We start from the raw sequence: 11,847 nt of genomic DNA, 5'->3' as shown, positions 1-11,847 counted from the left end.
ATTTCCGTAATGAAAATGCAACTGTTCCAGAACGGAAACGGAATCGTGCGGGTTCGAAATTGCGGCGATTCTTTGCACATGTTAGACAAAGGCGTGACAACTTTATGGCGAGTTTTGGCATCTGGAGGCCGAGATTATGAAGTTCCTTTCCATCCCCGTTATTGCCGTCGCGCTTGGGGGCGCATCACTGGCCGAAGCGTCCTCGCTTCCCTTCGGTGCGCTCACCGTGACCGTCTCTGCCGTCGGGTCCGAAGCCTGGGGCAAGGTCGATTTGTCCGCCAGCACGGCCCTGCCCGACGGGGCGGCGTGGGAGGCAGGAGCCGCGATCACAGAGCTTCCGACTGCGGAGTTCGGCATCGACAACGGCCCCGGTCGCGACCTTGATCCCTGCCGCTTCGCCTGTTCGCCCTTCTATGGGGGTATCTACGAGGTCGAGGCCACCTATCTGGGCAAGGACGTCGCCGATCTTGGCCCGCTCGGCTGGGAGACCACGCCGTTCTGGACGGTTTTCGCGCCTACCGATGTGCCGCTCGGCACGCGGAACGAAGCCGTGCTGACCTTTGGTTCGACGCGCTCCGTCCTGTCGCTGCTCTGGGGCTCGCCCGACAACGATAACCTTGTCGAGTTCCTGCTGGGCGACGCGGTCGTTGGCACGTTCTGGGGCGCAGAATTCCTCTCGTTCGGGGATCTCGATATCGTCAAGCATCCGGGGCAGGGGGCTGTTCATGTCTCCTTCTCTGGGGTCGACTTCGACGCGGTCCGGTTCTCTGCCTACATGGGCGGCGGATCGTTCGAGTTCAGCAATGTCGTGGCGCCGGTCCCGCTTCCGGCGGGGGCGCTCTTGCTGCTGACCGGGCTTGGTGCCCTGGCCGCTGCGCGCCGGGTGCGCGGCTGACACTCTGGCTGACCCGGGCCGGTTCCCGAACCTGGCCCGGGCCAAACCCCTTGGTGAGTCGGGTAGGAATTCCCCGCAATCTGTGTTCAAATGCCGCAGGCAAAGGCCCCTTGCCGTGCGCATGGGGCAATGCGGGAAAGCCGCGATGGGGGACGGGACATGATCGGGAAATCGCTTGCGGGCTGCGTTCTGGGCGCAGCCCTTCTTTGTTCTGCGGCGCCGGTTCTGGCGCAGAGCAACCTGACCGAGATCGGCTGGTGCCGCGACGACGGGATCGCGGGCGGTACGGTCGAGCGCACCCGCGGCGCATCGGGCTGCAACATCAACGCGGTGCTTGCCGCGGCCCGGAATGCCGCGATCGAGGCGGCAGAGGCCGCGGCCGCCACGGCCTGCCCCACGCCGATCAACACCACGAACGCGCAGAACCGGTGCAGCGCGGCCGGAAGCTTCTTTGCGCCGAGCGCGATTCCGAACATCCAGTTGCAGCAGAGCCAGGGGGCCAGCGCCGCGGAACGTGCCGCGACCCATGTGAAACGGGTGGGCAATGCCGGCATCTGTACCTTTACGCGGGTGATCGCCGAGCGCGAGCAAAGCGATCTGACCGACCGCTCCTGCGGCATCTGGCCGTTCAAGTACAACCGGCGTACCGTTCTGGTCGATGCCCGCGCCGCCTGCGGGGTGATCTGCCGGTAGGGCGTCGGACGGGTCAGCCTTGCGAATCCGTCGCGTGACGCCTATGTAACGACGCGAGAGGTTGGCGCGGGCGAGCGCCTCGCCAACCCGGTCAGGTCCGGAAGGAAGCAGCCGTAACGAGCCCCGTTCGGGTCGCTGTCCAGCCTCTCACCCTTCCCCCGATGCGCTGGACGCCGCAGGATGCAGCCCCTAGGCTTGCATGCACCCGCGATTCCACGAGGACCCATGGCCGAGACCCCAGGCACCGCCTATCAGGTGCTCGCTCGCAAGTATCGCCCGCAGACCTTTGCCGACCTGATCGGGCAGGACGCGATGGTGCGCACGCTCCGGAACGCCTTTGCCGCCGACCGGATCGCGCAGGCATTCGTGATGACCGGCATCCGCGGCACCGGCAAGACCACCACCGCGCGGATCATCGCCAAGGGGATGAACTGCATCGGCGCTGACGGGCAGGGCGGGCCCACGACCGACCCTTGCGGCGTCTGCGAGCATTGCGTTTCCATCGCCGAGGGGCGCCATGTCGACGTGATGGAGATGGACGCCGCCAGCCGGACCGGGGTGGGCGACATCCGCGAGATCATCGACAGCGTGGCCTATCGCGCGGCCTCGGCGCGCTACAAGATCTATATCATCGACGAGGTTCACATGCTGTCCAACAACGCGTTCAACGCGTTGCTGAAGACGCTGGAGGAACCCCCCGCCCATGTGAAGTTCATCTTTGCCACCACCGAGATCCGCAAGGTGCCTGTCACGGTGCTGAGCCGCTGCCAGCGCTTCGACCTGCGCCGGATCGAACCCGAGGTGATGATCGCCCATCTGCGCCGCATCGCGGAACTGGAAGGCGCGCAGATCAGCGCCGAGGCGCTGGGCCTGATCACCCGGGCCGCCGAAGGGTCGGTGCGCGATGCGATGAGCCTTCTGGATCAGGCGATTTCGCATGGCGCGGGTGAAACCGGTGCCGATCAGGTGCGCGCCATGCTGGGGCTGGCCGATCGCGGCCGGGTGCTGGACCTGTTCGATCTGATCGTGTCGGGCGACGCGGCGGGCGCGCTGGGCGAGTTGTCGGCGCAATATGCCGACGGGGCCGATCCGATGGCGGTTCTGCGCGATCTGGCCGAGATCACGCATTGGCTGAGCGTCATCAAGATCACCCCCGAAGGCGCCGACGATCCCACCGTGGGCCCCGACGAGCGTGCCCGCGGCAGCGCCATGGCCGAGCGGCTGGCGATGCGGGTGCTGGCGCGCATGTGGCAGATGCTGCTCAAGGCGCTCGAGGAGGTCGCGCAGGCGCCCAATGCGATGATGGCGGCCGAGATGGCGGTGATCCGGCTGACCCATGTCTCGACCCTGCCCACGCCCGAGGATCTGGTCCGCCAGTTGCGCGAGACGCCGCCCACGGGGCCCGCGCCCACGGGTGGACCCATGCCCGGCGGGCCGGGGCCGGGCGCACGCGCGCAGGCGGTCGCCATGCCACGTCCGGCACCCGGCGGCGGCGGCGCGGTCACGGCGCTGGCCCATGCGCCCGAACCGACGCTGGCCGCCTATGGCGCCTTTGCGCAGGTGGTCGAGCTGATCCGCGCCAGCCGCGACGTCAAGCTGCTGGTCGAGGTGGAAAGCCATCTGCGCCTTGTCAGCTATGCCCCCGGCCGGATCGAGTTCGAACCGACCGCCGACGCGCCGCGCGATCTGGCCGCGCGGCTTGGCCAGCGCTTGCAGGTGCTGACCGGGGCGCGCTGGGGTGTCTCGGTCGTGGCCTCGGGCGGGGCGCCGACCATCGCCGAGACCCGTGCGGCCGAAGAGGACCGGCTGACCGCGGCCGCGCGCGAACATCCTCTGGTGCAGGCCGTTTTTGCCGTCTTCCCAGAGGCCGAGATCATCGACATAAGACCCCCCGAAGCCCCGGTTCCGGATGCCGCGCTCGAGGCGCTGCCCGAGGTCGAGGACGAATGGGATCCCTTCGAGGACGACTGAGCAAAGGAGACACGCGATGCTGAAAGGATTGGGCGGTCTTGGCGATATGGCCAAGATGATGAAGGCCGCGCAGGAAATGCAGACCAAGATGGTGGCACTTCAGGAAACGCTGTCCACGACCATGGTGGTGGGCGAAAGCGGTGCGGGGCTGGTCAAGGCCACCGCGACCGCCAAGGGTACGCTGACCGCGCTGGAGATCGACCCCTCGATCTTCAATGCCGAGGAAAAGGAAGTGGTCGAAGACCTGATCCTTGCCGCGATCAAGGACGCTCAGGAAAAGGCGACGGCGAAGACCCAGGAAGAAACCCGCAAGCTCTCCGAGGAACTGGGCCTGCCCGCGGGGATGGGCCTGCCGATCTGATCCATGGGCGAGCGGCCGCGCGAGATCGAGACACTGATCGAGATGATGGCACGGCTGCCGGGGCTTGGCCCCCGGTCGGCCCGGCGTGCCGTGCTGCATCTGATCCGCAAGCGCGCGGTGCTGCTGGCGCCGCTGGCCGAGGCGCTGCGCCGCCTGGCCGAGACGGTGCGCGAATGTCCGCGCTGCGGCAATGTCACCACCGGCGATCTGTGCGAGATCTGCACCGACCCGCGACGCGCCAATGGCGAGATCTGCGTGGTCGAGGATGTGGCGGATCTCTGGGCGATGGAACGGGGCGGCGCGTTCCGCGGGCGTTACCACGTTCTTGGCGGCACGCTTTCGGCGCTGGATGCGGTCGGCCCCGCCGATCTGCGCATTCCCGAACTGGTGGCCCGGGTGCGGGACGAGGGGATTTCCGAGGTGATCCTTGCCCTGAACGCCACGGTCGATGGCCAGACCACCGCCCACTACATCGCCGAGGAACTGACCGGGACGGGGGTTGCCATTACCTCGCTCGCGCAGGGCGTGCCGATCGGGGGCGAGCTTGATTATCTGGATGACGGCACGATCAGCGCCGCATTGAAGGCGCGCAAGGGGTTCTGAGCCCGGTTCGCGCCCCCATCACGCAATCTCAACTTGAACAGCCGGCAAGCCGACCCTTAGCCTTGCACGACGCGCGCCCTAACTCGTGTCTGCAACACGAGGGGACCACCGAGGAGGAGTTCGCCGATGCCCACGCCCCGCCCCGCCCGTGCCAGGGCCCTTGCCCGCGCGGTTCCGCTTCGGCTCTGGCTGACCGCCTGGGGGCTTGCGCTGATGCTGGCGCTTGCGGCGCAGCAGGCGCTGGCCGAGCAGAAGGTGATCGTGGCGCATGCCATCTCGACCTTCGGCGAACCGAAATACCCCGCCGATTTCCCGCATCTCGACTACGTCAACCCCGACGCGCCCAAGGGCGGCGAGATCTCGGTCTGGGCCTTCGGCTCGTTCGACTCGATGCATCCCTACACGACCAAGGGCCGGTCGGGCGGCCTGTCGAGCGTGTTCTTCGAATCGCTGATGACCGGCACCGCCGACGAGATCGGCACGGTCTATGGCCTGTTGGCCGAAACCATCGAATATCCCGAGGATCGCTCCTGGGCGATCTTTGCCCTGCGCCCCGAGGCGCGGTTTTCCGATGGCTCGCCGGTCACGGCCGAGGATGTCGTCCATTCCTTCGAGCTTTTCCGCGACAAGGGCCTGCCCAGCTTCCGCGTCCAGCTTTCCCGCCAGGTAGAGCGCGCCGAGATGCTGGAGGATGGCCGGGTCAAGTTCACCTTTGCCCAGGGCGTGCCCACCCGCGATCTGCCGCAACTGGTGGGCGGGCTGCCGGTCTTTTCCAAGGCGCATTACATCGCCAACAACCGCGATTTCGAGGAATCGAGCCTGGAACCCCTGCTTGGCTCCGGGCCTTACGTCCTTGGCCGGATGGATGTGGGCCAGACCATCGTCTACCAGCGCAATCCCGATTACTGGGGCGCCGATCTGCCGATCAACCGCGGCCGGAGCAATTTCGACCGCATCCGCATCGAATACTACGCCGATTACAACGCCGCCTTCGAAGGGTTCAAGGGCGGCAGCTACACCTTCCGCAACGAGGCATCGTCCAAGATCTGGGCCACCGGCTACGATTTCCCGGCGGTGCGCAATGGCGGCGTGATCAAGGCCGAACTGCCCGACGGCACCATCGCAACCGGGCAAAGCTTCATCTTCAACCTGCGCCGCCCGCAATTCCAGGACCCCCGCGTGCGCGAGGCGATCGGGCTGATGTTCAACTTCGAATGGTCAAACGAAACGCTGTTCTACGGGCTCTATGCGAGGGTCAATTCCTTCTGGGAAAACAGCCATCTGGCGGCCGAGGGCGTGCCCGATGCCGCCGAACGCGCGCTGCTGGAGCCGCTGGTGGCCGAGGGGCTTCTGCCCGAGACGATCCTGACCGAACCCGCGGTCATGGCCGCCACATCCGGCGCGCGCCAGCTTGACCGGGGCAACCTGCGCCGCGCTTCGGACTTGCTGGACGCGGCCGGCTGGGAGGTCGGCAATGACGGTTTGCGCCGCAAGGACGGGCGCACCCTGCGGGTCGAGTTCCTGAACGACAGCCAGACCTTCGACCGGGTCATCAACCCATTTGTCGAGAACCTGCGCCGCGCGGGCGTGGATGCGGTCCATACGCGGGTGGACAATGCGCAGGCGACCAACCGCGAACGCAGCTTCGATTTCGACGTTGTGACCGAGCAGTTCCCGATGGACTACATCCCCGGCTCGGGCCTGCTTCAGTATTTCGGCTCGGAAACCGCTGATACCTCGGTCTTCAACAAGATGGGGCTGAAAAGTCCGGCCGTGGACCGGCTGATCGAGAATGTGCTGGCCGCCCAGGACGATGCCCAGGTCGAGATCGCGGTCAAGGCGCTTGACCGGGTGCTGCGCGCCGAACGGTTCTGGGTGCCGCAATGGTTCAAGGACACCCACACGGTCGCCTATTACGACATGTACGAGTATCCCGACCCGCTGCCGCCCTACAGCTTGGGCAATCTCGATTTCTGGTGGTATAACGCCGAAAAGGCCGCGGCGCTGCGTGCCGCCGGTGTGCTGAGATAACGAGGCAGAGCAGCCCATGGGCGCCTATATCCTTCGGCGATTGTTGCTGATCGTCCCGACGCTGTTGGGCATAATGATCATCAACTTCACCCTGACCCAGTTCGTGCCCGGCGGCCCGATCGAACAGATCATCGCCCAGATGGAAGGGCAGGGCGATGTGTTTCAGGGCATTGCGGGCGGGGGCGATGTGGGCGAACGGGCGCAGGGTTTCGGCGACGACCGCTATGTGGGCGCACGCGGGTTGCCGCCCGAATTCATCGCGGAACTGGAACGCGAATTCGGCTTCGACAAGCCGCCGCTGGAACGGTTCCTGACGATGATGTGGAACTATATCCGCTTCGATTTCGGCCAGAGCTATTTCCGCTCGGTCGCGGTGATCGATCTGGTTCTGGAAAAGATGCCGGTCTCGATCACGCTGGGGCTGTGGTCCACGCTGATCGCCTATCTGGTCTCGATCCCGCTGGGCATCCGCAAGGCGGTGAAGGACGGCACGCCCTTTGACACCTGGACCAGCGGCGCGATCATCGTGGGCTATGCGATCCCCGGCTTCCTGTTCGCGGTGCTCCTGCTGGTGCTGTTCGCGGGCGGGTCGTATTTCCAGTGGTTCCCGCTCAGGGGCCTGACCTCGGACAATTTCGACGAGCTCAGCCTGCTGGGCAAGATCGGCGACTATTTCTGGCACATCACCCTGCCGGTTCTGGCCACGACGATTTCCAGCTTTGCCACGCTGACACTGCTGACCAAGAACTCGTTCCTCGACGAGATCAGGAAGCAATATGTCGTCACCGCCAAGGCCAAGGGGCTGGCAGAATCCCGCATCCTTTACGGCCATGTCTTCCGCAACGCGATGCTGATCGTGATCGCGGGCTTCCCGGCCATGTTCATCGGCGTCTTCTTCGGCGCCTCGATCATCATCGAGACGATCTTTTCGCTCGACGGTCTGGGGCGGCTGGGATTCGAGGCGGCGGTGGCGCGCGATTATCCGGTGATCTTCGCCACGCTCTATGTCTTCGGGTTGATCGGGCTGCTGGTGGGGCTGATCTCGGACCTGACCTATGTGCTGGTCGATCCGCGGATCGACTTCGAAAGCCGGGAGACCTGAGATGTTGACGCACTCCCCCCTGAACCAGCGCCGCTGGCGGAACTTCACCCGCAACCGCCGGGCCTATTGGTCGCTGATCCTGTTCGGCGTCCTGTTCGGGCTGTCGCTGTTCGCCGAGGTGATCGCCAACGACAAGCCGATCTATGTCCGCTTTCAGGGCGAAAACTTCTTCCCGATCTACCGCTTTTACCCCGAAACCGCCTTTGGCGGCGATCTGCGCACCGAAGCCGTCTATCGCGACATCGAGGTGCAATGCCTGATCCTGACCGGCGGGATGGAGGCGTGCTGGGACGCGCCCGAGGACCTGATCGACCAGGCCAGGACCGGCGTCATCGACGGGCAGGCGATCGAGCGGGGCCGCATCCTCTGGCCGCTGATCCCCTACAGCTACAACACGATTTCGGATATTTCGGGCACCGCACCGGCACCGCCCAGCGCGGATCACTGGCTTGGCACCGACGACACGGCGCGCGATGTGGTGGCGCGGGTGATCTATGGCTTCCGGCTGTCGATCTTCTTCACGCTGATCGTGACCACCATCGCCTCGGTGATAGGGATCGTGGCGGGGGCGGTGCAGGGGTTCTTTGGCGGGATCACCGACCTGATCTTTCAGCGCGTGATCGAGATCTGGACCTCGACGCCGCAGCTTTACATCATCATCATCCTGTTCGCGGTGTTGGGGCGCAGTTTCTGGCTGCTGGTCTTCCTGACCGCGCTGTTCGGCTGGCCCGCGCTGGTCGGCGTGGTGCGGGCGGAATTCCTGCGGGCGCGCAATTTCGAATATGTTCGCGCGGCCCGCGCGCTGGGCGTGTCGAACGCCACGATCATGTTCCGCCACATGCTGCCGAATGCCATGGTGGCGACCCTGACGCTTCTGCCCTTCCTGATTACCGCGACCATCGGCACGCTGGCATCGCTCGACTTCCTCGGCTTCGGGCTGCCCTCCTCGGCACCCTCGCTCGGCGAACTGACGCTTCAGGCGAAACAGAACCTTCAGGCGCCCTGGCTGGGCTTTACCGCGTTCTTCACCTTCGCGATCATGCTGTCGCTGCTGGTGTTCATCTTCGAGGGCGTGCGCGATGCCTTCGACCCCAGAAAGACCTTTCGATGAGTGCGGTCCTGAAGGTCGATAACCTGTCGGTCAGTTTCCGGCAGGACGGGCGCGACATTGCCGCCGTGCGCGGCGTCAGCTTCGAGGTGGGCCGCGGCGAGACCGTCGCCATCGTGGGCGAATCCGGTTCGGGCAAGTCGGTAACGGCGCTCTCGACCGTGGCGCTTCTGCCCGGCAGCGCGACGGTCACGGGATCGGTGCGCTATGGCGACGACGAGATGATCGGCGCGTCCGAGGCGCGGCTGCGCGCGGTGCGGGGCAACGATATCAGCTTCATCTTCCAGGAGCCGATGACCTCGCTCAACCCGTTGCACACGCTGGAAAAGCAGCTGACCGAAAGCCTTGCGCTGCATCAGGGCCTGACCGGGGCGCCTGCGCGTGCCCGGGTGCTGGAACTGTTGCACAAGGTCGGCATCCGCGATCCCGAAACCCGGCTCAAGGATTATCCGCACCAGCTTTCGGGCGGGCAGCGCCAGCGGGTGATGATCGCCATGGCGCTGGCCAACGGCCCGGAACTGCTGATCGCGGACGAGCCGACCACCGCGCTCGATGTGACCATCGAGGCGCAGATCCTCGACCTGCTGGCCGATCTGAAACGGGCCGAGGGGCTGAGCCTTTTGTTCATTACCCATGATCTGGGCGTGGTGCGCCGCATCGCCGACCGGGTCTGCGTGATGAAGGATGGCGAGATCGTCGAGAGCGGCCGGACCGAGGACATATTCCGCGCGCCGCAGCACCCCTATACCCGCAAGCTTCTGGCCGCCGAGGCGGTGGGCGGCCCCGATCCGGTCAAGCCCGGCGCGGCCGAAATCGTGCGCACCGAGGCGCTGAAGGTCTGGTTCCCGATCCAGCGCGGGTTCATGCGGCGCACCGTGGGCCATATCAAGGCGGTGAACGCGGCCGATATTGCCGTGCGGGCGGGCGAGACGCTGGGCATCGTGGGCGAATCCGGTTCGGGCAAGACGACGCTTGCACTGGCGATCATGCGGCTGATCTCGTCCGAGGGGCGGATCGTCTTTCAGGGCCGCGGCATCGACGGGCTGAAATCGCGCCAGATGCGCCCCCTTCGCCGCGACATGCAGATCGTGTTCCAGGATCCTTACGGCAGCCTCAGCCCGCGCATGACGGTCGAACAGATCGTGGCCGAGGGGTTGGGCGTGCATGGCGCCCGCTCGGGCCGGTCCCCCCGCGATGAGGTGGCGCAGATCCTGACCGAAGTGGGGCTCGACCCCGCGATGATGCACCGCTACCCGCACGAGTTTTCCGGCGGCCAGCGCCAGCGCATCGCGATCGCGCGGGCCATGATCCTGCGGCCGCGTCTTCTGGTGCTGGACGAGCCGACCTCGGCGCTGGACATGACGGTTCAGGTGCAGATCGTGGATCTGCTGCGCGAACTGCAACGGCGCAACGATCTGGCCTATCTGTTCATCAGCCACGATCTGCGGGTGGTGCGCGCGCTCAGCCACAAGGTCATCGTGATGCGCCAGGGCGATATCGTCGAGGCCGGAGAGGCGCGCGCGATCTTCGAGGCACCGCAAAGCGACTATACCCGCACGCTGATGCAGGCGGCCTTTGGCGCGCCGGTGGCCGCTGCCCAGTAGACCGCGCAAAAACAACGCCCGCGGCGGGGGGGCTGCTGCGGGCGTTTCACGGGGCGAAATTGCCCCGCGGGCGGTCCGGGCCACACAAGGCGGCCCGGCCGTATGTCTCAGATCGCCGAGCTGTGACCGGCCTTGGACAGGTCGTAGGCGTCGAAGGCGCGGGCGATCATCCGGGTCAGCGGCTTGCCATGTTCGGGGATCACCAGCCCGTCATTGGTCAGGTCCACAAAACCCGCGAACTGGTCGACCACTTCGGCGAACATGCGGTTCAGTTCCGATTTCGAGATGCCGAAGGTTCCGGTAATCTCGGCGGTCGAGATGCGGAACTCGCACATCAACTGCTCGATCATGCGCGAGCGCATGTTGTCTTCGGGGGTGAAGACATGGCCGCGGCCGGTGGCAAAGCGCCCGTCGCGGATGCGCGCGGTATAGTCCGACGTGCCGGACAGGTTCTGCGCGAAGCCCTGCGGGAATTTCGAGATCGAGGACGCCCCCAGCCCGATGAGCGCGGGTGCGGTGTCGTCGGTATAGCCCTGGAAGTTGCGCCGCAGCCGCCCGGCATCCAGCGCGCGGGCCAGCCCGTCCTCGGGCCGCGAGAAGTGGTCGATGCCGATCTCGCGATAGCCGTCCCACAGGAACAGTTCCTTCGCGGTCTCGTAAAGCTTCAGCCGCGCCTCGGGGGTGGGCAGCGCCTCGGCCGGGATCATCGACTGGCGCCGCGCCATCCACGGTACATGGGCATAGCCGTAAAGCGCCACCCGGTCGGGCGAGAGCGACATCAGCTTCTGCACCGATTCGGCGATCCGCTCGTTCGACTGGTGCGGCAGGCCATACAGGATGTCGGCGTTCAGGCTGGGGATGCCGCGGGCGCGGATCATGTCCACCGCGTCGCGGGTCACGTCATAGCTCTGGATGCGGCCGATGACCGACTGGATCTGCGGGTCGAAATCCTGAATCCCGATCGAGGCGCGGTTCATCCCGGCCGCGGCCAGCACGTCAAGCCGCGCGGCGTCGATCTCGTTGGGGTCGATCTCGACCGAGAACTCGCCCGTCTCGTGCATCGGGGCGGCCTTGAAGATGACCTCGGTCAACTCTTTCATCATGTCCGCCGACAACAGCGTCGGCGTCCCCCCGCCCCAGTGCAGCCGCGACAGCGACACACCCGCAGGCAGGCGCCGGCCCAGCATCGCGACCTCTTCCTTGAGGGTCTCGAGATAGGCGCGCACCGGCGAGTCGGACCGCGTGCCCTGGGTGCGGCAGGCGCAGAACCAGCACAGCCGACGGCAGAACGGCACGTGGATATAAAGGGAAATCTGCGAACCGGGTTCGATCTGGTCGATCCAGCCGGCGAAGTCTCCGTCGTCTACCGAGGCGTTGAAGTGCGGCGCAGTCGGGTAACTGGTGTAGCGGGGCACTTTTGCATCGAATAGACCGAGACGCGTGAGTTGCGATTCGGTGCTCATTGCACTAGCGTTATTT

Annotated in this window: 10 protein-coding genes and 1 other RNA gene; 10 read left to right on the top strand and 1 reads right to left on the bottom strand. The window is 65.8% G+C overall.

Features of this window, described 5'->3' with window-relative positions:
• Positions 1–136: 136 nt before the first annotated feature.
• The 10 genes from GH815_RS19020 (at position 137) to GH815_RS11100 (ending at position 10,368) form a co-directional block, all read left to right on the top strand.
• Positions 137–895, top strand: a complete 759-nt coding sequence (locus tag GH815_RS19020; protein WP_211365069.1) for an Npun_F0296 family exosortase-dependent surface protein — start codon at positions 137–139, stop codon at positions 893–895.
• Positions 896–1,054: 159 nt separating this feature from the next.
• On the top strand, positions 1,055–1,588 hold the full coding sequence (locus GH815_RS11140) for a hypothetical protein (protein ID WP_153748850.1): 534 nt from the start codon (positions 1,055–1,057) through the stop codon (positions 1,586–1,588).
• Between the two features lie 55 nt (positions 1,589–1,643).
• An RNA gene (gene ffs / locus GH815_RS11135) (signal recognition particle sRNA small type) lies at positions 1,644–1,740 on the top strand.
• Between the two features lie 73 nt (positions 1,741–1,813).
• A complete protein-coding gene (locus GH815_RS11130) occupies positions 1,814–3,559 on the top strand; it encodes a DNA polymerase III subunit gamma/tau (RefSeq protein ID WP_153748849.1) in 1,746 nt (581 codons plus the stop codon).
• 16 nt (positions 3,560–3,575) lie between these two features.
• A complete protein-coding gene (locus GH815_RS11125; RefSeq protein WP_153748848.1) occupies positions 3,576–3,920 on the top strand; it encodes a YbaB/EbfC family nucleoid-associated protein in 345 nt (114 codons plus the stop codon).
• Positions 3,921–3,923: 3 nt separating this feature from the next.
• Positions 3,924–4,523 carry a recombination mediator RecR gene (gene recR, locus GH815_RS11120; RefSeq protein ID WP_153748847.1) on the top strand — a complete coding sequence of 200 codons (600 nt, stop codon included), beginning with the start codon at positions 3,924–3,926 and terminating at the stop codon, positions 4,521–4,523.
• A gap of 126 nt (positions 4,524–4,649) precedes the next feature.
• Positions 4,650–6,554 carry an extracellular solute-binding protein gene (locus GH815_RS11115; RefSeq protein ID WP_153748846.1) on the top strand — a complete coding sequence of 635 codons (1,905 nt, stop codon included), beginning with the start codon at positions 4,650–4,652 and terminating at the stop codon, positions 6,552–6,554.
• Positions 6,555–6,570: 16 nt separating this feature from the next.
• Positions 6,571–7,656: a microcin C ABC transporter permease YejB gene (locus tag GH815_RS11110; protein WP_153748845.1), complete on the top strand. Its 1,086-nt coding sequence runs from the start codon at positions 6,571–6,573 to the stop codon at positions 7,654–7,656.
• A gap of 1 nt (position 7,657) precedes the next feature.
• Entirely contained in the window at positions 7,658–8,767 is a 1,110-nt protein-coding gene (locus GH815_RS11105) for an ABC transporter permease (protein ID WP_211365068.1), read from the top strand.
• On the top strand, positions 8,764–10,368 hold the full coding sequence (locus GH815_RS11100) for an ABC transporter ATP-binding protein (protein WP_153748844.1): 1,605 nt from the start codon (positions 8,764–8,766) through the stop codon (positions 10,366–10,368). The genes GH815_RS11105 and GH815_RS11100 overlap by 4 nt, the downstream gene beginning before the upstream one ends.
• Positions 10,369–10,475: 107 nt before the next feature.
• Here the strand turns inward: GH815_RS11100 and hemN are convergent, their stop codons facing one another.
• Complete coding sequence (gene hemN, locus GH815_RS11095; RefSeq protein WP_153748843.1) at positions 10,476–11,831, bottom strand: oxygen-independent coproporphyrinogen III oxidase; 1,356 nt, start codon at positions 11,829–11,831, stop codon at positions 10,476–10,478.
• Positions 11,832–11,847: the final 16 nt, after the last annotated feature.

Source organism: Rhodovulum strictum, assembly GCF_009649175.1.
Taxonomy (GTDB): domain Bacteria; phylum Pseudomonadota; class Alphaproteobacteria; order Rhodobacterales; family Rhodobacteraceae; genus Rhodovulum; species Rhodovulum strictum.
Note: the sequence above shows the minus strand (reverse complement) of the source record. Positions and strands in the feature narration are given on the sequence as shown.